This window comes from Mesorhizobium sp. M0815 (assembly GCF_040319995.1).
In the GTDB taxonomy this organism is placed as follows: domain Bacteria; phylum Pseudomonadota; class Alphaproteobacteria; order Rhizobiales; family Rhizobiaceae; genus Mesorhizobium.
The window spans coordinates 132,830-158,754 of the sequence record NZ_JAMYOU010000011.1 but is presented as its reverse complement, the minus strand read 5'-3'; the positions used below and the strand labels follow the sequence as shown (position 1 = coordinate 158,754).

The 25,925-nt window shown below is 63.6% G+C and carries 21 protein-coding genes and 1 pseudogene; 11 read left to right on the top strand and 11 right to left on the bottom strand.

The genetic code is table 11. From position 1 onward, the window contains the following. Positions 1-362: 362 nt before the first annotated feature. The 9 genes and pseudogenes from NKI01_RS15000 to NKI01_RS14960 all read right to left on the bottom strand — a co-directional run bounded on the left by NKI01_RS15000 (position 363) and on the right by NKI01_RS14960 (position 12,196). Positions 363-1,553: an acyl-CoA dehydrogenase gene (locus NKI01_RS15000; RefSeq protein ID WP_023720243.1), complete on the bottom strand. Its 1,191-nt coding sequence runs from the start codon at positions 1,551-1,553 to the stop codon at positions 363-365. Between the two features lie 239 nt (positions 1,554-1,792). Next, the gene (locus NKI01_RS14995) at positions 1,793-4,105 is read right to left on the bottom strand and encodes a Tex family protein (RefSeq protein WP_352787858.1); all 2,313 of its coding nucleotides are present in this window, start codon (positions 4,103-4,105) and stop codon (positions 1,793-1,795) included. Between the two features lie 120 nt (positions 4,106-4,225). Next, entirely contained in the window at positions 4,226-5,407 is a 1,182-nt protein-coding gene (locus NKI01_RS14990) for a serine hydrolase domain-containing protein (RefSeq protein WP_352963713.1), read from the bottom strand. Positions 5,408-5,432: 25 nt separating this feature from the next. Next, complete coding sequence (locus tag NKI01_RS14985; RefSeq protein WP_352963710.1) at positions 5,433-6,629, bottom strand: serine hydrolase domain-containing protein; 1,197 nt, start codon at positions 6,627-6,629, stop codon at positions 5,433-5,435. A gap of 62 nt (positions 6,630-6,691) precedes the next feature. Then, positions 6,692-7,720 (bottom strand): extracellular solute-binding protein, encoded by a 1,029-nt coding sequence (locus tag NKI01_RS14980; protein ID WP_352963707.1) that lies wholly within the window; start codon positions 7,718-7,720, stop codon positions 6,692-6,694. A gap of 42 nt (positions 7,721-7,762) precedes the next feature. Further along, positions 7,763-8,575, bottom strand: a complete 813-nt coding sequence (locus NKI01_RS14975) for an ABC transporter permease (protein WP_352590644.1) — start codon at positions 8,573-8,575, stop codon at positions 7,763-7,765. After that, positions 8,568-9,497: an ABC transporter permease gene (locus NKI01_RS14970; RefSeq protein WP_352590641.1), complete on the bottom strand. Its 930-nt coding sequence runs from the start codon at positions 9,495-9,497 to the stop codon at positions 8,568-8,570. Before NKI01_RS14970 ends, NKI01_RS14975 begins: the two co-directional genes overlap by 8 nt. Continuing rightward, positions 9,497-10,597 (bottom strand): ABC transporter ATP-binding protein, encoded by a 1,101-nt coding sequence (locus tag NKI01_RS14965; RefSeq protein ID WP_352590638.1) that lies wholly within the window; start codon positions 10,595-10,597, stop codon positions 9,497-9,499. Before NKI01_RS14965 ends, NKI01_RS14970 begins: the two co-directional genes overlap by 1 nt. Before the next feature lie 139 nt (positions 10,598-10,736). Beyond that, positions 10,737-12,196: pseudogene (locus NKI01_RS14960) on the bottom strand (amidohydrolase). A gap of 348 nt (positions 12,197-12,544) precedes the next feature. On the opposite strand from NKI01_RS14960, the gene NKI01_RS14955 reads away from it, so the two are divergent. After that, positions 12,545-13,576, top strand: a complete 1,032-nt coding sequence (locus tag NKI01_RS14955; protein WP_352481981.1) for a histone deacetylase family protein — start codon at positions 12,545-12,547, stop codon at positions 13,574-13,576. A gap of 21 nt (positions 13,577-13,597) precedes the next feature. On the opposite strand, the gene NKI01_RS14950 is transcribed toward NKI01_RS14955, so the two are convergent. Next, positions 13,598-14,785, bottom strand: coding sequence for a TMEM43 family protein (locus NKI01_RS14950; RefSeq protein WP_352963704.1), 1,188 nt, complete (start codon positions 14,783-14,785; stop codon positions 13,598-13,600). Between the two features lie 524 nt (positions 14,786-15,309). On the opposite strand from NKI01_RS14950, the gene flaF reads away from it, so the two are divergent. The 6 genes from flaF (at position 15,310) to NKI01_RS14920 (ending at position 21,448) form a co-directional block, all read left to right on the top strand. Continuing rightward, the gene (gene flaF / locus NKI01_RS14945; protein WP_352481979.1) at positions 15,310-15,645 is read left to right on the top strand and encodes a flagellar biosynthesis regulator FlaF; all 336 of its coding nucleotides are present in this window, start codon (positions 15,310-15,312) and stop codon (positions 15,643-15,645) included. 172 nt (positions 15,646-15,817) lie between these two features. Further along, positions 15,818-17,461, top strand: a complete 1,644-nt coding sequence (locus tag NKI01_RS14940) for an MFS transporter (RefSeq protein ID WP_023720230.1) — start codon at positions 15,818-15,820, stop codon at positions 17,459-17,461. 138 nt (positions 17,462-17,599) lie between these two features. After that, positions 17,600-18,460: an FAD binding domain-containing protein gene (locus NKI01_RS14935; protein WP_352494731.1), complete on the top strand. Its 861-nt coding sequence runs from the start codon at positions 17,600-17,602 to the stop codon at positions 18,458-18,460. Then, complete coding sequence (locus tag NKI01_RS14930; protein ID WP_352845599.1) at positions 18,460-18,936, top strand: (2Fe-2S)-binding protein; 477 nt, start codon at positions 18,460-18,462, stop codon at positions 18,934-18,936. Before NKI01_RS14935 ends, NKI01_RS14930 begins: the two co-directional genes overlap by 1 nt. 2 nt (positions 18,937-18,938) lie before the next feature. Beyond that, a complete protein-coding gene (locus NKI01_RS14925; RefSeq protein ID WP_352481977.1) occupies positions 18,939-21,203 on the top strand; it encodes a xanthine dehydrogenase family protein molybdopterin-binding subunit in 2,265 nt (754 codons plus the stop codon). Continuing rightward, positions 21,203-21,448: a MoaD/ThiS family protein gene (locus tag NKI01_RS14920; protein ID WP_023675441.1), complete on the top strand. Its 246-nt coding sequence runs from the start codon at positions 21,203-21,205 to the stop codon at positions 21,446-21,448. The genes NKI01_RS14925 and NKI01_RS14920 overlap by 1 nt, the downstream gene beginning before the upstream one ends. Before the next feature lie 274 nt (positions 21,449-21,722). On the opposite strand, the gene NKI01_RS14915 is transcribed toward NKI01_RS14920, so the two are convergent. After that, a complete protein-coding gene (locus tag NKI01_RS14915; RefSeq protein WP_023720226.1) occupies positions 21,723-22,616 on the bottom strand; it encodes a LysR family transcriptional regulator in 894 nt (297 codons plus the stop codon). A 149-nt stretch (positions 22,617-22,765) separates the two neighbouring features. On the opposite strand from NKI01_RS14915, the gene NKI01_RS14910 reads away from it, so the two are divergent. From NKI01_RS14910 to NKI01_RS14895, 4 genes are read left to right on the top strand one after another with little or no spacing between them, the layout of a single operon-like run. Further along, positions 22,766-23,956 carry an MFS transporter gene (locus tag NKI01_RS14910; RefSeq protein WP_352963700.1) on the top strand — a complete coding sequence of 397 codons (1,191 nt, stop codon included), beginning with the start codon at positions 22,766-22,768 and terminating at the stop codon, positions 23,954-23,956. Next, positions 23,953-24,423: a cyclophilin-like fold protein gene (locus tag NKI01_RS14905; RefSeq protein WP_023720225.1), complete on the top strand. Its 471-nt coding sequence runs from the start codon at positions 23,953-23,955 to the stop codon at positions 24,421-24,423. The genes NKI01_RS14910 and NKI01_RS14905 overlap by 4 nt, the downstream gene beginning before the upstream one ends. Before the next feature lie 19 nt (positions 24,424-24,442). Then, entirely contained in the window at positions 24,443-24,838 is a 396-nt protein-coding gene (locus NKI01_RS14900) for a (R)-mandelonitrile lyase (protein WP_352481974.1), read from the top strand. A 25-nt stretch (positions 24,839-24,863) separates the two neighbouring features. Next, positions 24,864-25,880 (top strand): zinc-dependent alcohol dehydrogenase family protein, encoded by a 1,017-nt coding sequence (locus NKI01_RS14895; protein ID WP_352494728.1) that lies wholly within the window; start codon positions 24,864-24,866, stop codon positions 25,878-25,880. Positions 25,881-25,925: the final 45 nt, after the last annotated feature.

Genomic DNA, 25,925 nt, shown 5'->3' with positions numbered 1-25,925 from the left:
CACCTAAATTAAGCAGCCTTCACAGCCTCACAAACGGAGCGCCGACCCTGGGATTCCGCAGCGTGGCCGCAGACGTTGCAACGCTGCAGAGCCGAAGGCCGGTGGGTCAGCACCGGGCACTGTCCCGCCGATATCGATGATCGGCAACCCGCGCGACGCTTGGTCGAAAAGAGCTGAAAAGAAAACCCGCCTCTGTGGGCGGGTCGTCGGTGCCAATTAGCACCATAGCCAAATTAGTAGCATAGCTGCCGGCACAAAGCAAGAACAAAATGTGGCACCGTCGGCGAAAATTGCCGATCTGCCGCTTTGCGAGGGAAGATGCGAAGCAGTGGCGTCCTGGAAGCGGAGGACATCTGCCAATGCTAAAAGAACGCCTGCAACCCGGTCTGCGCCCGTCCGAGGATCAGCGCATGCACATCATGCGTGCCCTCATAGGTGTTGACCGTTTCCAGGTTCTGGGCGTGGCGCATGACGTGGTAGCCGATCTGGATGCCATTGCCGCCATGCATGTCGCGGGCCTGGCGGGCGATGTCGAGCGCCTTGCCGCAATTGTTGCGCTTGACGAGTGAGATCATCTCCGGCGCCATCTTGCCTTCATCCATCAGCCGCCCGACGCGCAGGCTGCCCTGCAGGCCGAGCGCGATCTCGGTCTGCATGTCGGCGAGCTTCTTCTGGAAAAGCTGCGTGCCGGCCAGCGGCTTGCCGAACTGCTTGCGGTCGAGGCCATACTGGCGGGCGCGGTGCCAGCAATCCTCCGCCGCGCCCATGGCGCCCCAGGAGATGCCGTAGCGCGCGCGGTTGAGGCAGCCGAACGGCCCCTTCAAGCCCGAGACATTGGGCAGCAGCGCGTCCTCGCCGACTTCGACGCCTTCCATCACCACTTCGCCGGTGATCGACGCTCGCAGCGACAGCTTGCCGCCGATCTTCGGCGCCGACAGCCCGTTCATGCCCTTTTCCAGGACAAAGCCGCGAATCTCGTTGTCATGCGCGGCCGATTTTGCCCAGACGACGAACACGTCGGCGATCGGGGCGTTGGAAATCCACATCTTCGAGCCGGAGATCCTGTAGCCGCTCGCAGTCTTCTCGGCCCGCGTCTTCATGCCGCCCGGGTCGGAACCGGCATCCGGCTCGGTCAGGCCGAAGCAGCCGATCCATTCGCCCGACGCCAGCTTCGGCAGGTATTTCTTGCGCTGCTCTTCCGAGCCATAGGCATGGATCGGATACATCACCAGCGACGACTGCACGCTCATCATCGAGCGATAGCCGGAATCGACGCGTTCGACCTCGCGCGCCACCAGCCCGTAGGTGACGTAGTTGGCGCCGAGCCCGCCATATTCCTCGGGGATGGTGATGCCGAGCAGACCGGCCTCGCCCATTTCGCGAAAGATCCCGGCGTCGGTCTTCTCCTCGAGATAGGCTTCCTCGATCTTCGGAGCGAGCTTGTCGGCGGCAAACGCCGCGGCGCCATCACGCACCATGCGCTCGTCTTCCGAAAGCTGGTCCTCGATCAGGAAAGGATCGTCCCAGACGAATGCATTCTTATCGGCGGCCATGGCTCTCGGTCTCCCAAACTCATGCATGTCGCCCAAAGCTTGCCCACGGGCCTGACCCGAGGGTGTTCGGCAGCTTGGAGATAACGACATGCATCGAAACAGAAATCTTGAAACGCGCGGCTTATCGGCTTCCGTCCCCAAAAAATCAAACGAAATAGCTTCGCCGATCCATGAGCATTGGTGATGGATCATCAATGTCGAGCGCCGCCGTATGACCTGCCACAGCCCGGCTCGCGAAATTACTTCCGCTTCAACGCATCGGCCAAAGCGGCGCCGAACGCGCCCTGCTGCGCCGGCCGCTCCGGCTGGCGTTGGGGCGTGGGCGCGCGCGGCACCGGCCTGTTGCCATTGTCGCGCGGCTTCGGTGCGCCACCGTCGCCGTCCTTGCGCATCGACAGGCCGATGCGCTTGCGCTTAATATCGACGTCGACGACACGCACCTTGACCACGTCGCCGGCCTTGACCACCTCGTGCGCGTCCTTGATGAAACGGTCGGCCAGTTGCGAGACGTGCACCAATCCGTCCTGGTGCACGCCGATATCGACAAAGGCGCCGAAGGCCGCGACATTGGTGACGGTGCCTTCAAGCTGCATGCCGGGCTTCAGATCCTTGATGTCGTCGATGCCGTCGGCAAAGGTCGCGGTCTTGAAGCCGGGGCGCGGATCGCGGCCGGGCTTTTCCAGCTCCGACAGGATGTCGCGCACCGTCGGCAGGCCGAAGCGTTCATCGACGAAGACGCGCGGATCGAGCGCCTTGAGTGCGGCGCTGTCGCCCATCAGCGAGCGGAGGTCGCGCCCGCAGGCGGCGACGATCTTTTTGGCCACGCCATAGGCCTCCGGATGCACGGCTGAGGCATCGAGCGGTTCGCTACCATTGGGAATGCGCAGGAAGCCGGCGCATTGCTCGAACGCGCGGGGTCCGAGCCGCGCCACCTTCAACAGTTCGCGGCGGCTGGCGAACGGGCCGGAGGCATCGCGATGCGCAACGATCGCTTCGGCCAGCGATGTGCCGAGACCCGAAACCCGCGCCAGAAGCGGCGCCGACGCCGTGTTGAGATCGACCCCGACGGCGTTGACCGCATCCTCGACCACCGCTTCCAGCGAGCGGCCGAGCCGGTACTGGTCGACATCGTGCTGATACTGGCCGACGCCTATCGACTTCGGCTCGATCTTGACCAGTTCGGCGAGCGGATCCTGCAGGCGCCGCGCGATCGACACCGCCCCGCGCAGCGACACGTCGAGGCCGGGAAATTCCGCCGCCGCCGTTGCCGACGCCGAATAGACCGAGGCGCCGGCCTCGCTGACGATCACCTTGAGCGGCTTCGGCCCGGACCCGGCCGGCATATCAGCCAGCATGTCGGCCACCAGCCTTTCGGTCTCGCGGCTGCCAGTGCCGTTGCCGATCGAAATCAGCTCGACCTTGTGCAGCCGGATGAGCTTGGCCAGTTCGGCCTGCGTGCCGCGGACATCGTTCTTCGGCGGGAACGGATAGACCGTCGTCGTCGCCAGAACCTTGCCGGTGCCGTCCACCACCGCCACTTTGACCCCGGTGCGGATGCCCGGATCGAGGCCCATCGTCGGCCGTGAGCCGGCGGGCGCGGCAAGCAGCAAATCCTTGAGATTGCGGGCGAAGACATGGATTGCTTCCTCCTCGGCCCGCTCGCGCAAGTCCCGCATCAGATCGAGCGTCAGGTGCAGCGACAGCTTTATGCGCCAGGTCCAGCCGGCGACCTCCATCAGCCACCGGTCGCCTGGCAACTGGCGGCCGATGGCGTAGGCGTCGGCGATCATCCGCTCGACCGGTTTCACCGGCGAGGCATCGTCGGCATCGACCTCGATGTCGAGCGACAGCACCTCCTCGTTGCGGCCACGCAGCATGGCCAGCGCGCGATGGCTCGGCACGTTGGCCCAGCGCTCGACATGGTCGAAATAGTCGGAGAATTTCGCGCCGGCCTCCTGCTTGCCGTCGATGACGCGCGAGCGCAGGAAGGCGCGTTCCTTCATGTAGGCACGCAGCTTGCCGACCAGGTCGGCGTTCTCGGCGAACTGTTCGGACAGGATATCGCGTGCACCTTCGAGCGCTGCCTTGGTATCGACCACGTCTTCGCTGATGTAGGCCAGCGCCAGCTCGGCCGGCACGGCCGCACGATCGGCCAGGATAGTTTCCGCCAGCGGTCCCAGTCCGCGCTCGCGTGCGATCTCGGCCTTGGTCCGGCGCTTCGGCTTGTAAGGCAGGTAGATGTCTTCGAGCTCGGCCTTTGTGATGGCCGCAGCGATCTTTGCCTCAAGCTCTTCCGTTAGCTTGCCCTGCTCGCGGATCGAACCAACGATGGTGTCGCGGCGCGCGTCGAGCTCGCGCAGATAGGCGAGCCGCTCGGCGAGGTCGCGCAACTGCGTGTCGTCGAGGCCGCCGGTGACCTCCTTGCGGTAGCGGGCAACGAACGGCACGGTCGCACCGTCGTCGAGCAAGCCGATCGCCGCCGCGGCCTGTTCGGGCCGGGCGCCGATCTCGGCGGCTATGATGGTTGCGATGCGCTTGATGTCGGATGCCATGTCGATCCTGCTGTTTGTCGAAAAGAGACGCGACCATAGGCGCAGAGCACCGATGCGCCAACCGCGCCATTTTCAACCCGGCGAGAGGTCCACAGGAAAGGTCGGGCTGTCTGGATCGGATCAGACCATCCGGCTCAGCGCCTCGAAGAAAGAAATCATATCCAAATCGAGCGGATCGTCGACCGGTACCGGCTGCGACGACATCTTTGCGATTACCATTTCGGCCTTCGGATTGACGTAAAGCCACTGGCCGTGGATGCCGATGCCGCAGAAGGCGCCGCTTGCCGCGCCCGTCTGGTACCATTTGTTGCGATAGCGGCCACGCGGAAACAGGAACGCCATCGTGCCGCGTTGCCAAGCCTCGGCGTCACCGCCAGTTTCGGTCGTGTCGCGCACCCAGCTCTCCGGCACGATACGGCAGCCATTGGCCATGCCGCCTTGCCGCATCATCTCGCCGACCCGGGCGAGGTCGCGCGGCGTCACCGAAATGCCGCCGGCCGTACGCGCCGTGCCTTCCATGTCCACGGTTACCGAAGCTTCGCTGACAGCGCCGAGCGGCTCCCATAATTTCTCGCGCATCAGATCGGCGAAGCGCCGGCCCGACGCACGTTCGAGCAGGATGCCGAGCAGGTCGGAATTGGGCGAACGGTAGCGGAACGTTTGGCCATGCGGCTCGGCCAGGCCCTGCAGCGTCATGAGGAAAGTGGCCAGGCTCTCGGTGCCCCCGCCTGGATTCCACAGCATGGCGCGGCGATAGCGGGCGAAGGCGCTTTCCGGATCGAGATAGGCCTCTTCGAAATCGAGGCTGACACTCATATCGAGCACGTGCCGCACCCTCGCATCGCCATAGGCCGAGCCGGCAGCTTCGGGCAGATAGCGGCTTACCGGAGCCCGCGGATCGAAAATCCCCTCGCCTGCCAATATCCCGGCAACAATCGCGGTCAGCGACTTGCTGATCGAAAAGACGATGTGGCGCGCCCCGAATTCCATATGCGGTGCGAACCAGTCGCCGACGAATTTGCCGCCTTTCATGATCGTCAGCGCGTCGGTATCGGAGCGCTTGAGAAAAGCTGCGACAGTCTCCGCGCCGCCTGCAAGAGCGACCTTTTCACCAAGTAGCTCGCCGAAATCCTGCGCCGGCGCCTCGCTGCTGCCCGGCTTTGCCGCCACGGCAGCGCTCGGCACCAGCTCGCCGGCATTCTGGAACGACCACCGGCTGAACGGGCTTTCCCGCCAATTGCCGAGCAGCACCTGGTTTCGGGCAAAGCCATATCTGGTTTCGAACGCGGTCTTGCCGGCCATTGGCGCTTCCTTCGGTCTTGGCGTTCTAGGCGAGCGCCGCGGCGATCGCGTGCACGGCTTTCAAAGTCGCCACCGAATAGGCGACGTTGGTAAAATCCGGATAGCTCGAAAGCTTCACCACGACCATTTTCATGTTCCAGTCGATATGGATCAGCTGCCCGAACACGCCCCGGCACATCAGTGCCCGCGAGCGCGGGTCCTCGATCCAGAACTGGTTGCGGTAGCTGCCTTCCGGCAGGCTGGGACTGAAGTCCGGTCCATGCCTGCCATTGCGCGTCGTCTCGATCCAGTCGGCCGGCACGACGCCGCCGCCATTGTCGAGGATCAGCTGGCCGAAGCGGCCATAGTCGCGCAGCGTGGCGTTGAAGCCCCCGTCGGCAACTGCATAACCGGCGCTGTCAACGGTGAAGCAGGCACTTTCATCCGCGCCGAGCTTTTGCCAGAGCTCTTCCGAGACCAGCTGCGCCAGGCGCTTGCCGCTCACCCGTTCCATGATGAAGGCAAGCACGTCGGTCTCGATCGAGCGGTATTCGAAGGCAGCGCCGTGCGGTCGGCTCTTTTCCTTAAGCCCCAGGATCAGCTCGAACATGTGCGACGGCCAGCGGAAGGCCGGATCGCTGTCCGGCGGCACCGGCTTCCAGCCGGTGGCGACATCGACCTGGCCGATGTCCGAATAGGGATCGGTGTATTCCTCGGAAAAGCTCACCCCGCTCGTCATGTCGAGCGCATGCTGCACACTGGCGCCTGCCCAGCCGGTCGCCTCCAGCTCCGGCAGATAGGTCGTCACCGGCAAAGCCGGATCGATCAGCCCGCGTCCGACCAGTATGCCGAACACCGATGCGGTGACCGACTTCGCCATCGACTGCGACAGATGCAGCGTGCGCTCGGTCATGCCGTTGAAGTAGCGCTCATAGGCGACCTTGCCGTCCTTGAGCACGAGGAACCCGTCGGTGTAGGTCTCGTCGAGCAGCCCGGCCAGCGTCGTCGCCTTACCCGTGCTGTCGCTCACCGGCAGCGCATCGAAATCGACCTCGGCCCGGTCCAGCCTGTGGCGATGGCCGTTGCCGCGCCAGACTTCGACGGTCGGCAGAATTTCGCGGATATGCTGGAACGCCCATCGGTTCCATGGCGGCCGGTCCCAGTCGAGCTTCGGCGGAACCATCTGCGGCGGCGAACCCTGCATGATCGGCGGCGCCGGTTCGCTGTTGCGGTAAGATTTCATCCAACCCCCTTGCGCAAGGAAGGGAGGCCGAAGCCTCCCTTCAGTCTGATCCTAGAGCAAGGCTACTTGCGCAAATTGGTCCAGATCTTGTTGTAGATCTCGACCACTTCCGGTGGGCAAGGCGGTACGAATTCCGCCGCCGGTGCATCGGCCGGCGGATTGATTTCCGGCGCGCTGGCGAAATCGGGCGGCAGGAACTTGTGACTGCCGGCAATGCCGTTGTCGTAGCCGGCGAATTCCGAAATCAGCGCCGCGTTTTCCGGAGCCATGACGAAATCCTGGAACAGCTTGGCGTTTTCGAGATTCTTGGCGCCCTTCAACACGGCGACATTGTCCATCCAGCCTTCGATGCCTTCCTTGGGATGGGCATATTTGATCGCCGGGATTTTCTGGCGCGCACGATAGGTTGCGCCATTCCAAGCCTCGGTAACGATCACGTCGCCGGAGGTGATCTTGGTGATGGTGTCGTAGCTGAAGGTCTTCCATGACGGCTTGGCGGCCATCAGTATGTCGTTGACCTTCTTCAGATTGGCCTTGTCGGCGCCGCAGCGCGGCACGCCGGCATAGCGCTCGGCCGCATGCATCACAGTGTTGACATCGTCGAGCATGTTGATCTGGCCCTTCAACTCGTCTGGCGGATCGAACAGGATCGCCAGCGTGTCGATGTCGCCCTTGTATTTGTCGGTGTTGACTTCGAACGCAGTGGTGCCGAATTGCCACGGGACGGTGTAGTGACGGCCATTGTCCCAGTAGATGTCGACGAAGCGCGGGTCGAGGTTCTTGCCGTTCGGCATCGCATTGGGCTCGGTCTTTTCGAGCAGGCCCTCATCGATCATGATCTTCACGGTGTAGTCGGAAGGGACGACGATGTCATAGCCGGAATTGCCGGCGCGTACCTTCGACAGCATCGTCTCATTCGAATCGTAGTCGTCCAGCGTCACTTTGACGTTGTACTGTTTTTCGAATTTTTCGATCAGCTTCGGGTTGGTGTAGTCACCCCAATTGTAGATGTGCAGCTCACCGTCGGCGAGCGCAGGCACCGCCCATAAAAGCGCCGCCGTCGACACGGCAGCCATCATTTTCCTAGACATCACACTCTCCTTTGCCTTCGCATTGATTCACTGGCCTATAATTTACTTGGCGCGTCGGCGCGCGATCAGGAACGAGATTGAGACGAACAGGATCGAAACCAGCAGCAGGATGGTGGAGATGGCATTTATCTCCGGCGTCATTGGCCGCCTGATCTGGTTCCAGATGTAGAGGGGCAGCGTCGTCTGCCCGGGGCCGGCGACCAGCTGCGTGATGGTGAAATCGTCGAAGGAGACGATAAAGGCGAGCGCCCCACCTGACAGGATGCCGGGAACCAGCAATGGCAGCGTTATGCGCCTGAAAGCATGCCACGGCGTGGCATAGAGGTCGGCCGCCGCAGCTTCGAGCGTCAGGTCCATGTCCTCGAGCCGCGCCCGGATCGGCATATAGGCGAATGGAATGCAAAAAACGGTGTGGGCGAGGATCAGATTTCCGATGCCGAAATTGAGCCCGAAAGTGCCCGCGATCAGCGCAAAGAAAGAGAGCGTCGCCACCGCTGTGATGATTTCCGGAACCATCAGCGGCAGGTTGATGACCATGAAGGCGGCCGACAGCCCGCGCCACGGCTTCACCCGGGTCATGCCGATTGCCGCCAGCGTCGCGGCGATCGTCGAAACGATCGTGGCGGTGACAGAGATGATCAGCGTGTTCTTGGCGGCGTTGTGGAATTCCTGGTTGAACAGCGCACTGCCATACCAGCCGAACCCGATGCCCTCCCAACGCGTCACCAGAGACCCTGTATTCAGCGAAAAGATCATCAGGATCAGGATCGGCGCGTAGAGCACGCAGAGGCAGATGATGGCGATCGAGCGGAACCCCGGCTGGTCCTTGATATCGGCACTGCGGGGGTCAGCCATGCGCCATCTTCCCCGACGTGTTGCGGACATAGAAGTAGAGCGCCACCAGCACCGCGGCCATCAGGATCAGCGCCTGCGCGCAACCGAGCGGCCAATTGCGCCCGGAACCGAACTGCTGGGCGATGAGATCGCCGATCATCAGATGGATGCCGCCGCCCAGGATCAGCGGCGTCACATAAGCGCCGAGGGCCGGAATGAAGACCAGCAGGCAGCCGGCGATGATGCCGGGCCGCGACAGCGGGATGATCACGCGCCACAGCACCTGCCGACGTGTCGCGTAGAGGTCGTAGGCGGCCTCGACCAGCCGGAAATCCAGCTTCTCCAGGCTGGAATAGAGCGGCAGCACCATGAACGGCAGGAACGAATAGAGCAGGCCGAGCTGGATGGCGAAGTTGGTGTAGAGCATGGTGATCGGCTTCTCGATCACCCCCAGTGCCATCAGCGCGTTGTTGATGAGGCCTTCGTCGCGGATGATGAACATGATGGCGAGCGTGCGCACCAGAAGGTTCGACCAGAATGGGATGGTCATCAGCAGCACCCACCAGTTGCGCTGCGCCGGCGGTCGCGTCGCCATGAAATAGGCGGTCGGAAAGCCGAGCAGCAGGCAGATGATCGTCGTCACCACGGCAAACAGAAACGAGCGCAAATAGATGATCAGGAAATCCGGCGTGAACTGCAGCGTGTCGTCGAAAATATCGCGCTGGAACAGGAAGTTCAGATAGGCGTCTGTCGAGAACTTCCACTGCACCCCGCCATAGGGTGCTGCGGCGAGAAATGAATAGATGAGGATGATGAGAAGCGGCAGCACGCCGAAGATGCCGATGATTACCAAAGCCGGTAGCGAAAGCAGGCGGTGGCGCCTTGCAGTGGCTTTCTCCGCCTCCGCTTCGAATACCGCCGCCTTGGAAAACGTGACTGCCATCAATCCCTCAAAATGCGCGCGCCATCGTCCTCGAACACGACACCGACCTTGGCGCCCGGCTCGAATGAGACGGCGCCCGAGCGGCTGTTCTGGTGGCGCACGATGAAATCGTCGCCGCCGTCGAGCTTCACGTGATAGTGGGTGTCGGTGCCGAAATAGACGACATTTGCCAGGGTTCCCGAGACCATGCCCTTGGCGGCATCGGCGACGAGATCGGCGTGTTCCGGCCGCACCACAACAGTCACCGCGCCGGAAGGGTCGAAGTTTTCCGGAAATCCCGCCGCCACCGTCGCTTCGGAGGCAATCTTCACCATTGCGATGCCGGATTTCTTCGACACGACAGTGCCCTTAAGGAAATTGGTTTCGCCGATGAAGTCGGCAACGAAGCGCTCGGCCGGCCGGTCGTAAATATCGCGCGGCGTGCCGACCTGCAGGATCTTGCCGGCCGACATCACCGCGATGCGGTCCGACATGGTCAGCGCTTCTTCCTGGTCATGGGTGACGAAGATGAAGGTGATGCCGGTCTGGTGCTGCAGCCGTTTCAGTTCGATCTGCATTTCCTTGCGCAGCTTGTAGTCGAGTGCCGACAACGGCTCGTCGAGCAACAGCACTTTTGGCTGCGGTGCCAGCGCGCGCGCCAGTGCCACGCGCTGCTGCTGGCCGCCGGAGATCTGGCTGGTGCGGCGGGCACTCAGCGCCTCCATCTTGACCAGCTTCAGCATCTCGGCGACGCGCGCCTTGATTTCGGTCTTCGGCTTGCCCAGCATCTCCAGGCCGAAGCCGATATTCTCGGCCACGGTCATGTGCGGGAACAGCGCGTAGGACTGGAACACGGTGTTGACTGGCCGCTTGAACGGCGGTAGCGGCGCGATGTCGTGCCCGTGCAGCAGGATTTCGCCTTCGCTGGGAAAATCGAAGCCGGCGATCAGCCGCAGCAGCGTCGTCTTTCCGCAGCCCGACGGCCCCAGCAGCGTGAAGAACTCGTTCTCGCGGATCGACACCGAAACCGTGTCGAGAGCGGCGACTTGGGCGTCCCCGGTACCGAACACCTTGCGGACGCCGCGGACCTCGATTGCACTCTTACCCGGTTGATCCGGCACGCATTACCCCATTTTCATGTCCGCTCTTGATGGCGGATCCAGTTCCCATTCGATTGTCAGCATATGCCGGTCGGCTTGGCAACCATGCATCTGGACCTCGGTTCAGAATGCAAGCTCCGTGCCATCGTCAGCGTCATCATCAACCCTGGTAAGTGATCTTGCCGCCGCAGATGGTGCTGACCGGATGCACCTTGTGTAGCAAACCCGGTTCAGTTGCCTCGATATCGGCCGACAGCACCACCAGATCGGCCAGATAGCCTGGTTTCAGCCGGCCTTTGCGGTGCTCCATGAATTCGGCATAGGCACCTTCGACCGTATAACCGGCAAGCGCCTCGATCAGCGAGAAGCTCTGGTCTGGATCGCCCTCTGCCCAAGGCTTGCGCAGCACCGCCGCCTGAATGCCCAGGATCGGGTCGACCCGCGACACCGGCCAGTCGGAAGCGAAGACGACATGCGCGCCCGCCTGTTTCAGTGTCCGCCAGGCATAGCTCAGCGGCCATCTTTCGCGGCCGATGCGCGAAAGCGTCGGCTCCAGCGGGAAGTCCATGGCGCCGGGCGGGTGCGGCGGCTGCATCGAGGCGATGACGCCGAGTTCGGCGAAGCGCGGCACGTCGGCGGCAGTGGTGACCTCGATGTGCTCGACCCGGTGCCGGCTGTCGCGCCTGCCGTTCTTCCGCTGCGCCGCCTCGTAACCGTCGAGAACCGCGCGCACCGCGCCGCCGCCGATCGAATGCACGGCGATCTGCAGGCCGCGCCGGTCGGCCTCCAGCGCCACCTCGGCGAAATGCTCGGGCGTAAACAGCGGCTCACCGCGCCAGCCCGGCCGGTCGGCATAGTCGTCGACCATGACCGCGGTCCAGCCTTCCAGCACGCCGTCGTAAAACATCTTGACCATGCCGGACGACAGCCATTCCGATTGGTAGGAGTTGGCCATGCTCGATGCCTTTTCCAGCACGTCGAGCGTCATGAAATTCTTGAAATGAAAAGGTATCTTGGTGCGGCAGAGCAGCCGCCCTTCCTGTTCCAGCCCGGCTAGCAGCTGGAGCTGGTAAAAATTGCCGTCCATGTTCTGGATCGAGGTGATGCCGTGGCGGGCGCACCATTCCAACCCGCGATGCATCAGGTCGCGATCGGCAGCGACTTCGGCGGCGGAAGGGTACGGCTCGGGCTCGCCGCCTGTCGCAAGGCCGAGCCGCACGCGGTTCTGCCCGGAAAGCTCGAGGATCGGCCCGAACGCCTCGCCCTCGCGCAATTCGCCCGCCGCCAGGCCATCCGCTCCCATGACGATCTCGTTGCCGGGACCGAGTTGCTTGCCGTGCAGGATGCCAGCCAGTTCCAGCGCCTTTGTGTTGGCCCACATCGTGTGGTGATCGGAAGCCGACATCGCGAACGGCCGGTCGGCGATGATGCGATCGAGATGATGGCGGGTGACCGGCTCTTCCTTGGAAGGATAGTGTAGTCGACGCCGGCCCCCAGCAGCAATTTGGCGTTCGGCCGTGCCGCCGCGTAGGCGCGGATCGCGTCGCTCAGCGCATCGAAGCCATGCACGCCCTGAAGGTGCAGATTGTCGAGTTCGGCCGCGCCGCCGAAAAGATGCATATGCGCTTCGATAAAGCCCGGCACCACCGACCCGCCTTGCGCATCGATGACCTTCGTGGCCGGCCCTTTCAGCGCCTCGATCGTCCGGCGATCGCCAACCGCCAGGATGTTGCCGTCCTTTATCGCCACCGCTTCGGCCGTCGGATTGCCTTCATCCATGGTCAGCACGCGGGCATTGGTGACGATCAGGTCGGCATTTGAACTCATGATTTCCCACGGTTTGGTTGCGCTGCCGGCAGGCTAGACGACCGGCTGCCGTGCCAGCAAGCCATGGCTGGTTGGCCCAGCGCCTTGTGAAGGGCCATGCAGGACGGTTAGGGTCGCCGCGTCTCACCACGGAAAGATTTCATGAAGACTGTTTTTTCGCCTCTCCATGCCGGCCATTCCGGCAATGTCGAACTGATCGCCGGCGCCATCGTGCCGGCTTTTGAAAAGCCCTCGCGCGCCGAGTTCATCAGGGCGCGGGTGGAGAGCGAAAAGCTCGGTCCGATCCTGTCACCGGAAAGTCACGACCTCGCCGCCGCCAAGAAGGTTCATGCCAGCGACTACATCGATTTCCTGCCGACCGTGTGGCCGCTCTGGGAAGCGTCGGGCCGCACCGGTTCGGCCATTCCCTTCACCTGGCCGACGCGCGGCCTGCGCGGCGACGTGCGCCCGAAAGGCATCGATGCGTTGCTCGGCTTCTACTCCTTCGACGGCGGCGCGACTTTTGTCAAAGGCACATGGGACGCTATCAAGTCGTCCTATGATGTCGCGCTGACAGCCGCCGCGCTGGTCAAGGCCGGTGAGCCTTCCGCCTTCGCGCTGTGCCGCCCGCCGGGGCACCATGCAGGGGCGGCCTTCATGGGCGGCTATTGCTTCATCAACAACGCCGCCGTCGTCGCGCAAAGGTTTCGCGACCATGGCGCCGGGCGCGTTTCGATCCTCGACATCGACTATCACCACGGCAACGGCACCCAGGAGATATTCTATCGCCGCGGCGACGTGCAGGTGCTGAACCTGCATGGCGATCCGATGACCGAATATCCGTTCTTTCTCGGCCATGCCGACGAACGCGGCGAGGGCGACGGCGAAGGCTTCAACGACAATTATCCGATGCCCTTCGGCACCGGCTGGGACGTGTGGAACGCCTCACTCGAGGAGGCCTGCACGAGGCTTTCGGCTTATGCTCCTGACGTCGTCGTGGTTTCACTCGGCGTCGACACTTTCGAGAAGGACCCGATCAGCCAGTTCAAGCTGAAAACGGAAAACTATCCCAGAATCGGCCGCCGCATCGCCAGGCTCGGCCTGCCGACGCTGTTCGTCATGGAAGGCGGCTACGCCGTCGAGGAGATCGGCGTCAACGCCGTCGGCGTGCTGACCGGCTTCGAGGACCGCTAGAAGTGCCGCCGGTGCCTGCAATCATGTAGCGGCGCTCGGCGTGGCAAGCGGTGCGGCCTGCCTGCGCGAGCGGCCAAGATAATAGACCGCCGCCGCCGCGATGACGCCGGCGGCCAGGATGCCTGCCGCCAGCACCGGCCGGTACCAGAACCAGGCGATCGCCATCGTCGTCGTGCCGACCAGGATCGCCAGGAAAAAGGCAATGATGCCGGTGCCCATCCGCGCCACGCTGCCGAGCAAAGGAATAACGTCGAGGACGACGCCAATCGGGCTGAGCAGCAGGGCAAAGCCGATGGCCAACAGCAGCAGGCCGGCGGCGCGCAGCAGCCAGGTGATAAGCGTGTTCTGGCTGACCGCGTCGGCGAACATCTTTTCCGCCGGCACATTGCCGATGTCGACCATCAGCAACTGGTCGCCGGCCTTTGTCTGGTAGGGTTCGAACCCGCCCGCTGCCTGGCGCGCGACGACGCTGACCAGGCCGAGCGGCGCCAGCTCGTAGCCAATGCGATAGTCGCCCAGCGCCGGCGACGTGGTGTTGAAGCCGAGATAGATCTTTCCGTCGACGATGTTGACCCGCTTGGTGCCGGTATAGGCGGCATCGATGGTAGCCGACTGGTCCGGTGACAGTGAAAATTCCTTGTCGCCGCCGATCAGGTCCAGCACCGGCCGGTCGAGCGTGAAGGCACCGAGCTTGCCGTCCGGGATCTGGAACCTCTTGCTGTGTATCTCCATCGGCGGATTCTCATGGCCGTCCGGCTTCTTGAACTCCGACGAGTTGATCTGGCTGTCGTCCCACACTTTCGAATAGCTGTAGGTTGTCACCGTCTCCTCGCCGCCACCAAGCTTCTTCGTCGTCTCGGATTTCTGTTCTTCTTTCCACTGGTACATCTCGGTGCTGCGCGACAGCCGCAATCCTTGCGCCGAAATGCCAAAGTCCGGATCGGCAAGGCCGCCGCTCGCCGTCACCGCCCCGGTGACATGGACAAGCTTGCCTTCATTGCCAGCATCGATGCTATCGGTGCCAACCGAGATCACCGCGCCCGATCCCTCGGCCAGCGAACGCGCCGTCTGCACGGCGCGACCCTCGTTCCAGAACAGGCCGATCACCATCAGCACGATCAAGAGCAAGCCGAAAACGATCCCGCCGACCCCGCGCTTGATCCGCCCGAACCACGAGACGGACGTTATTTCCTGAATTGAATCGCCCATTGTTTCCCCCAATTCCCCAAAGCCAGTTTCACGAATCCGCGCTCTGTCGCGCAGTGGCATGCAACCGGCGTTACGCCAAACCGAGACAGACGCCCCATCCGTCCCGACAACAGGAGCCTATCGCAATCGACGAATTGCCGATACGGCACACTTGCAGTTGGATCCGACCGCCGCAAAGCACACGGGCGCTTCGAAAATGTACCCTCGGAGCGCCCCGACCGATGGAATTCGTTTCAGTCAAATCGCGTTTGATGTCGGATTCGTCTACGGTTAGATTGTAGCCGAATCAGCCGTTCCTCGGGGGCGCGGCGACCACCAAAACCTCATGTTCCGGAACCATTCCGGAGCCGGATTCGCGCTCCCTGCAACAGGTGCGATTTTGTGCGCGGCGTCGCGTGGTGGTGTCCCTGGTGAAGTGATGCGTATTCGGCAGCTGGCGATGCCAGCATCTGGATCAAATCTCGCAACTCGATCTGTTGAGTTTCCTGACCTGACAACGCCGACGGAGCGGTAGAGCAGCAACGATGTATCAATTCCCCCGAGCCGAAATGCAGACCGCTGCCGGGGCCAGGCATCGGCAGCTTCTTAGCCGTTCGATCCACATGCTGTTGGCGGCGATGGCGGCTGGCCGCGATTCGCTGGAAGCGGCCGAGGCCCTGCATTTCACCAGTCGCGTCTGGACCGCCTTCGTCGAAGATCTCCGCTCTGGCGACAGCGCCCTGCCCACGGAGCTGCGCGCCAATCTCATCTCGATCGGTTTGTGGCTGCTGCGCGAAACCGAAGACATCCGCCAGGGCCGCACCGACAATTTCGAAGGCTTGATCGAAGTGGCGGCGATCGTCAGGGACGGCATGCAGTGAGCCCGCTATGGCGCGCGCGGACGGGCTCCGCGCTCGCTATCTTGTTGTTGGACCATGATCTTTCTCGAGAATGCGTTCGCCCTTTGCGCTGTGATGTTCTATTTTTTGAATCCATGGCTTGAGGGGCCGATTCATCGCAAGAACAAACGCATTTGAGCCCGGGAAAGCATCGATGAACGACGACACACCGGAAAGCGAAAGCGCCTCGGCGCTGGCGCCGTTCCGGCACGGCATCTTCCGGGCGGTGTGGTCCGCCAGCCTCGTCTCCAATTTCGGCGGCCTCATCCAGGGCGTCGGTGCCGCCTGGATGATGACTACGATCGCTACCTCGTCCTACCAGGTCGCATTGGTCCAGGCCTCGACCACTTTGCCGATCATGCTCTTCGCGCTGCTGGCCGGCGCCATCGCCGACAGTTTCAACCGGCGCAAAATCATGCTGATCGCGCAGATCTTCATGCTCGCCGTCTCGGCTCTTCTCACCGTCTTCACCTATCTCGACCTGATGACGCCGTGGACGCTGCTCGCCTTCACCTTCCTGATCGACAGTGGCACCGCGCTCAACAGCCCGTCCTGGCAGGCTTCGGTCGGCGACATGGTGCCTCGTCCCAAGGTGCCGGCGGCGATCGCGCTCAACTCGATGGGCTTCAACCTGACGCGCAGCGTCGGCCCGGCGATCGGCGGCATCATCGTTGCCGCCGCAGGCGCCGCCGCGGCCTTTGCCGTCAACACGCTGAGCTATGTCGGCCTCATCGTCGTGCTGGCCCGCTGGAGGCCGGAACTGCCGGCATCGACCTTGCCGCGCGAGACGCTGGGCGCCGCAATGGGCGCTGGCCTGCGCTACGTCGCGATGTCGCCCAATATCGGCAAGGTGCTGGTCAGGAGCTCGGCCTTCGGCTTCAGCGCCGGCGCGGTCCTGGCACTGCTTCCCCTGGTCGCGCGCGACGTCGTCAAGGGCGACGCCTTGAGCTACGGCATCATGCTCGGCGCCTTCGGCATCGGCGCCGTCGGCGGCGCGCTGACCAGCGTCAGGCTGCGGCAGCTGCTGTCCAGCGAAACCATGGTGCGCATGGCATTCGCCGGTTTCGCGCTCTGCGCCTTCAATGCCGCCGTCAGCGAGAATGCCTGGCAGACGTCACTCGGCTTGCTGGTCGGCGGCGCCTGCTGGGTGACAGCGCTTTCGCACTTCAATGTCACCGTGCAGATGTCGACGCCGCGCTGGGTGGTCGGCCGCGTGCTTTCGGTCTACCAGACCGCAACCTTCGGCGGTATCGCGCTCGGCAGCTGGGTCTGGGGCGTGGTTGCCGACGCCCATGGCGCCGAAGTCGCCCTGATGGCGGCCAGCGTCGCGATGCTGGCGGGAGGCGCCATCGGCCTGCTGCTGCCGCTGCCGCAGCAGGCCGTGCTCAACCTCGATCCGCTTAACCGCTTCCAGGAGCCGCATCTGGCGCTCGATCTCAAGCCGCGCAGTGGTCCCATCGCCATCATGATCGAATACGTGATCCGCAACGAGGACGTGCCGGAATTCCTCGCCACCATGGCCGAACGGGGCCGCATCCGCCGTCGTGACGGCGCCCGCAACTGGACATTGGCGCGCGATCTCGAAAATCCCTCGATATGGATCGAGCACTACCACACGCCAACCTGGGTCGAATATATCCGCCACAACAGGCGCGCCACCTACGCCGACGCGGTCATCGGCGAGCGCATAAGGGCCCTGCACAGCGGCAACGAGCCACCCCGCGTCCGCCGTATGATCGAGCGGCCGACGACAGCCGGCACGGCGCTGGTGATGCCGAAGGGACCGATCGAGCATTAATGGCCGGCGGCGCGTCCAGTTGGTCGAGCAAATGAAAATTGCGGCGCCTGGCCCAATCCGCGAATGCACGAATGGGATGGCCATTGTGGAGAGACGGTTTATATCAGTTGATGTGACTATGACCACTAAGGGGAGACGATGCGTTACATACGTCCGCTTTCAATTGAAGACGCCGCCGGCCTGTTGGCCGGCTCAGCCGGCACGGCCGCCATCCTTGCCGGAGGCAGCGACCTCTTGGTGAGAATGAAAGGCGGCTTTATCGAACCCGACCTGATCGTCGACATCAAGGCGATCGACGGGCTTGGCGAGATCAGGGAAACAGCCGAGGGCTTCAGCATCGGCGCGGCGGTCCCCTGCGCAGTGCTGGGCGAGAGCAAGGCCCTGAAGAAGGCATGGCCCGGCGTCGTCGAAGCTGCGAACCTGATCGGCTCGAAGCAGGTGCAGGGACGCTGCACCATCGTCGGCAATCTGTGCAACGCCTCGCCGGCCGCCGACAGCGTGCCGGCGCTGGTGGCCGCTGGCGCCAAGGCGGTGGTCGTCGGCCCGGGAACCAGGCGCACGATTGCAGTGGAAGCGGTACCGACTGGGCCGGGCAAGACGTCGCTGGCCAAGGGCGAGATCATCGAGGCAATCCTGCTCGACAAACGTCTGCCGCGTTCGGGCGATGCCTATCTGCGTTTCATTCCTCGCACGGAGATGGACATCGCGGTGGTAAGCGCCGGCGTGAACCTGATGCTCGATGAGCAAGGTCGCGTCAAATTCGCCCGCCTGGCGCTGGGCGCCGTGGCGCCGACGGTGATTCTGGTCGAGGAGGCCGCCGAGGTTCTCATCGGCTCCAAGCTGGACGAAGCCACGCTGGAGAGGCTCGCCAAGGTCTGCTCGGGGGCCTGTCGTCCGATCGACGACAAGCGAGGCACTATCGAATTCAGACGGAAAGTTGCGGGTGTGCTGGCCAAGCGGGCCGCCACGACCGCCTATGCACGTGCAGGAGGCAAATGATGGCTGGTGTGGCAGTATCAACGACAATCAATGGCGACAATGTCGAGTACCTTTGCCAGCCGGACGAGACGCTGCTCGATGTCCTGCGCGATCGCCTGGGGCTGACGGGCGCCAAGGAAGGCTGCGGCACCGGCGACTGCGGCGCCTGCAGCATCATCCTCGACGACCGGCTGGTGTGCTCGTGCCTGGTGCTCGGCGCGGAGGTTGAAGGGCGGCGCATCGAAACCATCGAGGGCATGGCGCATGGCGACAAGCTGCATCCGCTGCAGCAGAAATTCCTGGAACACGCCGCGCTTCAATGCGGCATCTGCACGCCGGGCTTCCTCATGGCGGCCAAGGACCTGTTGGCCAAGAACCCCGATCCAACCGAGGAGGAGATCCGCTTCGGCCTCGCCGGGAACCTCTGCCGCTGCACCGGCTATGACAAGATCGTGCGTGCCGTTCAGGACGCCGCGAGCGTGATGAAGGGAGCATGACGATGAATTTCGATCCACGTTACTCCGGACGCAATTTCACCTCTGTCGGCACGCGCCCCATCCGTCCCGACGGCGTCGACAAGGTGACGGGCCGCGCACGCTATGGCGCCGACTTCAACATGGCCGGGCAACTGGTCGGGCGCGTTCTCAGAAGCCCCCATGCGCATGCCACGATCAGGAAGATCGACACGTCGAAGGCGGAGAAGCTCGCCGGCGTCAAGGCGGTGATCACCGCGGCCGACCTGCCCGACCTCACCGACGGCGATGCCGCCATGTACGACATCCTCGACAACTGCATGGCGCGCAAGAAAGCGCTCTACGACGGCCATGCTGTGGCCGCGGTCGCTGCAGTCGATGCCCGCACGGCGAGGCAGGCACTGAAGCTGATCGAGGTCGACTACGAGGTGCTGCCGCATGTCACCGACGTCGACGAGGCGATGAAGCACTCCTCACCCGTGCTCAACGACGCCATCTTCACCGAGGGCCTTGAGCAAAAGCCCGTCAAGCCTTCCAACGTCACCAAGCGCACCCAGTACGGCCATGGCGACATCCATGAAGGTTTCGGCCAGGCCGATTTCGTCGTCGAACGCTCCTTCAAGACCGAGCAGACGCACCAGGGTTATATCGAGCCGCATGCCTGCGTCGCCAATGTCAGCTCCGACGGCACCGCCGATCTTTGGGTCTGCACGCAAGGGCATTTCGTCTATCGCCAGCACTGCGCCCAGCTGCTTGGCATGGAGGCCTCGAAGCTGCGCGTCACCTCGTCGGAGATCGGCGGTGGTTTCGGCGGCAAGACCCATGTTTGGGCCGAGCCGGTGGCGCTGGCGCTGTCGCGCAAAGCCGGCCGGCCGGTCAAGCTGGTCATGACGCGCGACGAGGTGTTCCGCGCCTCCGGCCCGACTAGCGCCACCTCGATCGACGTCAGGATCGGCGCCCGTAAGGACGGCACGATCACCGCGGCCGAGGCGACGCTGCGCTATTCCTGCGGCCCCTATGCCGGCATGTGGGCTGAGATCGGCGCCATGACCGCCTTTGCCTGCTACAAGCTCGAGAACGTCAGGACGGTCGGCTACGAAGTGCTGGTCAACCGGCCCAAGACGGCGGCCTATCGCGCGCCGTCGGCACCGATGGCGGCGTTTGCGGTGGAAAGCGCGGTCGACGAGCTGGCCAAGGAGATCGGCATGGACCCGGTCGAGTTCCGGATCAGGAACGCGGCGCAGGAAGGCACCAGATCGTCCTACGGCCCGGTATACGGCCCGATCGGCATCGGCCCAACGCTGGAGGCGGCGAAGAGCCATCCGCACATGAAGGCGCCGCTCGGCAAGAACCAGGGCCGCGGCATGGCCTGCGGCTTCTGGTTCAACTTCGGTGGCCAGACCTGCACCGACCTCAACATCGGCATGGACGGTTCGGTCTCGCTTGCCGTCGGAACCGTTGACGTGGGTGGCTCGCGCGCCTCGCTTTCGCTGGTGGCGGCAGAGGAGCTCGGTATCCCCTATGAGCAGGTCAAGGCGGTGGTCGCCGATACCTCCAGCCTCGGCTACAACGATATGACGGACGGCAGCCGCGGCACCTTCTCGTCTTCGATGGCGACGATCTCCGCCGCTCGCAACGCCATCAAGATCCTGCGGGATCGCGCCGCGCAGACGTGGGACATCCCGGTCGACGACGTGGTCTGGGAAAAGGGCCACGCGATCGCTAGGGGCGAGAAGTACGGCAACCTTGCTGCGCTGTCGCTGAAGGAGATCGCGGCCGCTTCCGGAAAGACGGGCGGACCGATCGCCGGCCACAGCGAGCTCGTCGCCGACGGCGCCGGCGTCTCCTTCGCCACCCATATCTGCGATATCGAGGTGGATCCGGAGACCGGCTTCACCAGGGTGCTGCGCTACACCGTCGTTCAGGACGCCGGCAAGGCGGTGCATCCGACCTACGTCGAGGGGCAGTACCAGGGGGGTGCCGCGCAAGGCATCGGCTGGGCGCTCAACGAAGAGTACATCTACGGCAAGGACGGGCGGCTGCAGAACCCTGGCTTCCTGGACTACCGCATCCCGGTCTGCTCGGACCTGCCGATGATCGACACACAGATCCTCGAGATCCCCAACCCTAACCATCCCTACGGGGTGCGCGGCGTCGGCGAGACCTCGATCGTGCCGCCGCTGGCGGCGATCGCCAATGCAGTCTCGAACGCGGTCGGCGTGCGCATGGCGCATATACCGATGTCGCCGCCGCGCATCCTGGCGGCGATCGAGGCGGAACGGGAAGGCTGATGGTTGAAGTAACGCTCTGGGGATCGCTCGGCGCGATCGCCGGAGGCAAGAGCAAGGTCGAGATCGAGGCGAAGGATATTCGGGAGCTGTTCAGGAAGCTGGCTGAACAGTATCCCGGCCTCGAGCCCTACATCGATCGCGGCATCGCCGTCGCCATCGACGGGACGATCTATCGCGACACCTGGTCGAAGGAACTGCCGGAAGGGGCGGAGATATTCCTGCTGCCGCGTCTTGCCGGGGGATAACTGGACAACCGTGTCCCTACCATCGACGACCAAGACTTGGCCTAGGCTCGAGAAAAACCTTGGCTATCCACGAGAATTCTTGGCCAGTTCAGCCGGCGAGTTTGGCTCCTTTTCGATGACTGCTTCTGTGTCAATCACAGACATAGAGGCGAGCGAGCTACACGTCTGCTTTGAGGCGAAAGCAGCCGCCCGCAGCGTAGAAGTCAAATGGCTTGGATCAGAACCTACCATTTACCAATGTCAGCTTCATGATTCATAGGCACAGTCTTGGGAGTCAGATGCGATGGCGGAGCGCCTCAATGATCACCGCCATCGCAGGCGAGAGCTGTCGCCTGCTCGGGTAGTAGAGGTGATAGCCCGCAAATGGCGGACTCCAGTCGTCAAGCACGAGCCTAAGGCATCCCTTGGCGATGTGGTGGCTGACGAGGTTTTCCGGGACATAGGCGATCCCGAAACCGCTTATCGCAGCCTCGATCATGGGAATGGACGAATTGAAGGTGAGCTGGCCTTCCACGCGCACACGAAGGTCGCGGCCATCCCTGGCGAATTCCCAGGCATATAATCCGCCGAACGTCGCCTGCCGCATATTAATGCAGTCATGATCGACCAGATCCTGCGGTGCGGTCGGAACCGGATGGCGGGAAAAGTACTCCGGCGAAGCCACGGCCACGAGCCTCCAATCCGGCCCGATGCGCACTGCGATCATATCCCTGTCGATGCTCTCACCAAGCCGCACGCCTGCGTCGAAGCGCTCCTCCACAATGTTCTTCATGCCGTTGTCGCTGTAGAGTTCGACGCACACGTCAGGATAGTCGCTGAGCAAGGGCTGCAGCTTCGGCCAGACGGTCGTCTGGAGCGCATGGTCGGAAAGCGTGATACGGACCGTTCCGGAGGGCTTGTCGCGAAAGGCCACCAGGCTTGCGAGGTCCGCTTCGATTTCCTCGAAGCGGGGAACAAGAGATTGGAAAAGTCGCTCGCCGGCCTCGGTCGGTGCGACGCTCCGCGTCGTACGTGTCAGCAGGCGGACGCCGAGACGAGCTTCAAGCTCCTTGATTGTCGAACTCAGGGTCGACTGCGAGGTTCCGAGCTTGGCCGCCGCCTTGGTGAAGCTCCGTTCCCGCGCGACCGCCACGAACCATAGCAGATCCTTCATGCCATCGCGCTGCATAGGGTACCTCCCGTCGGATATTTATATCATGAGCAGATAAGTCCATGCGAATTACTTAGTCTAATAGAATGGGTTCCTCTGCAATATCTTCTGGCATCGCGACGGCGTTGGCGGCTGATCCGCCCGGTCGCCCTGCAAGGATGCCAATTATGGAAACGACGTACGACACAAGGCTTGTCGGTGACCGCGCCGCATGGGGCGCGGTTTTGGCGATGGCGCTGTGTGTTTTCGTGCTCATCGCGTCGGAATTCATGCCGGTCAGCCTGCTGTCGCCGCTAGCGGCCAATCTCGGCATCACCGAGGGCCGCGCGGGACAGGCGATCTCGATTTCGGGCGTTTTCGCCGTCGTGACCAGCCTGCTGGTCGCCGGCCTCACGCGCCATATCGACCGCCGACTGGTCGTGACCGGCTTCACCCTCCTCCTCATCGTGTCCGGTTTGGCTGTCACCTTCGCGCCGAACTACGCGTTCCTCATGGTCGGCCGGGCGCTGCTCGGCATCGCGATCGGCGGGTTCTGGTCGATGTCGACCGCGATCGTCATGCGCCTCGTGCCGCAAGACATGGTTCCGAAGGGTCTCGCCATGCTGAACGCCGGCAATGCCATTGCGGCCACCATCGCCGCGCCGCTGGGCAGTTTTCTTGGCGCCTATGTCGGCTGGCGCGGCGCTTTCTTCCTCGTCGTGCCGTTTGGGCTTCTGGCGCTGGCCTGGCAGTGGACAAGCCTGCCGGCGCTGCCCCCGCGCCGGGGGAAGCGTTCAGGCAATCCACTGGCGCTCCTCGGCCGTCTTCCCGTCGCCATCGGCATGGCGTCGATCATGATGCTGTTCATGGGCCAGTTCGCGCTCTTCACCTATCTGCGGCCCTTCCTCGAGGGCGTCACCCGGCTCGACATCGCTGCTCTCTCGGCGATCCTGCTGGCGATGGGGCTGGCGGGGGTGCTCGGCACATGGTGCGTCGGCCGGCTTTTGTCCACGCGTCTGTTCAGCATCCTCATCGTCATCCCGCTGGTCATGGCGGCCTTGGCCGCTGCGCTCATCGCCCTTGGTGCCCTCCCCGTTCCCACAGCGCTGCTGCTCGTTGCCTGGGGCTTCTTCGGCACGGCCGCGCCCGTTGGCTGGGGCACGTGGCTCAGCCGGACGTTGCCGAACGACGCAGAGGCCGGCGGCGGGCTGCAGGTGGCAGTCATCCAGCTCGCCATCACCGGCGGCGCCGCGATCGGCGGCACGCTCTTCGATACGGTCGGCTGGTGGGGAGCGTTCACTCTAGGTGCAGTGCTGCTCTGCGGATCGGCGCTCGCCGCCCTTGCCGCATCGCATATGGCCCGGAGATCTTTGCCATGATCATCGAGCGTGCGCCGCTTAACCGCCGGACATTGCTCGGCGCCGCGCTCGCGGTGGCGGCCCTGCCTCGAGCAGCCGCCAGCCAAGAAGGCGAAGCCCCAGTCAGCCATGAGTCAACCAACATGAAGATCAGGATGATTTTCAACGGCCGCATCATGACCGCCACGCTCTACGACAATCCGTCGGCGCGCGATTTCTTTTCCATGCTGCCGCTCGATCTCAAGATCGAGGACTACGCGCATAACGAGAAGATCGCCTATCTGCCGCGCAAGCTGACAGAGAAGGGAAGTGGTCCGTTCGCCAACGAGCAGCCCTACGACCTCTGCTATTTCACGTCCTGGGGTAACCTGGCCATGTTCTACGCCGACTATCGCCATCCCGGGCTGATCAGGCTCGGCCGCTTCGACGAGGGCGAGCAGGCCCTGCACATTCGCGGCGAGTTCCCGCTTCGCATCGAACGCACTTGAGGACACAAAGGAGATCACCATGGACATTCTTCGCGCTGGCACGAGGCCTTCCGGCAAGGGACCACCTGACTGGTTCACCGGAACGGTGCGGATCGATCCGCTCTTCAATCCCTTCGATGCCGGGCGGGTTCAAGGCGCACAGGTGACCTTCGAGCCCGGCGCCCGCACCGCTTGGCACACGCATCCGCTCGGCCAGACGCTGATCGTCGTCTCGGGCCTGGGCCGCGTGCAGCGCGAGGCTGGCCCGGTCGAGGAAATCCGTGCCGGCGACGTCGTCTGGTTCGCGCCCGGCGAAAAGCACTGGCACGGCGCGTCGGCTCAGATTGCCATGACCCACATTGCTCTCCAGGAGGTCAAGGACGGCAAGGTCGTGGACTGGCTGGAACATGTCAGCGACGCCGACTACCGCGCTTGATCTTCTCCACTCGAAAGGAACCAAAATGCTCGCAACCGTTCTTCACAAACCGGGCGACATCCGCTGCGAGGAGATCGCTGATCCGAAAATCATGCGGCCGACGGACGCCATCATCAAGCTCTCGGCAAGCTGCATCTGCGGCTCGGATCTGTGGCCCTATCGCGGGCTGCAGCGGGTCGACGGCCCGATGCATATGGGCCACGAATATTGTGGCATCGTCGTCGAGGTCGGCGCAGAGGTGCGCACGGTGCGCCCCGGCCAGTTCGTCGTCGGCTCGTTCTGCCTCTCCGACAATACCTGCCCGCATTGCCGCTTCGGCTTCCAGTCGTCCTGTGTGCAGCGCGAGTTCATGTCGGGCGCGCAGGCGCCTTACGCCCGCGTGCCGTTGGCGGATGGCACACTGGTCGCCACCGCCGAGGTGCCGCCGGCCGAACTCATCCCTGACCTGCTGGCTGTGTCCGATGTGCTCGGCACCGGCTGGTATGCGGCCGACGCAGCCGAGGTCCGAGAAGGATCGACGGTGGTGGTGGTCGGCGACGGTGCGGTCGGCCTGATGGGCGTGCTTGCGGCCAAGGAGATGGGCGCCGAGCGCATCATCGCCATGAGCCGGCACGCCAGCCGCCAAAAACTCGCCCGCGAGTTCGGCGCGACCGACATCGTCGCCGAGCGCGGCGAGGAAGGTGTGGCCCGGATCAAAGAGCTCACCAAGGACGTCGGCGCGGACTCGGTGCTGGAATGCGTCGGCACGGCGGAATCCTTCGACCAGGCGCTGGCCTGCTCTCGCCCCGGCGGCACCATCGGCTATGTCGGCGTGCCGCACGGCGTGAACTTCGACGGCCAAAAACTGTTCTTCGGCCAGAAGCGCATGCTGGGCGGCCCGGCGCCGGTGCGCCGCTTCCTGCCCGACCTTATGGGCCGTGTGCTGCAAGGTCGGATCAAGCCCGGCAAGGTCTTCGACCTCAAGCTGCCGTTGGCCGAGGTCGCTGAAGGCTACCGCGCCATGGACGAGCGGCGCGCCATCAAGGTCATGCTTTCGGTGTGAGCGAAGATTGGGCGGACGGCCTGTCCGCACCCACAAATCAGAAAA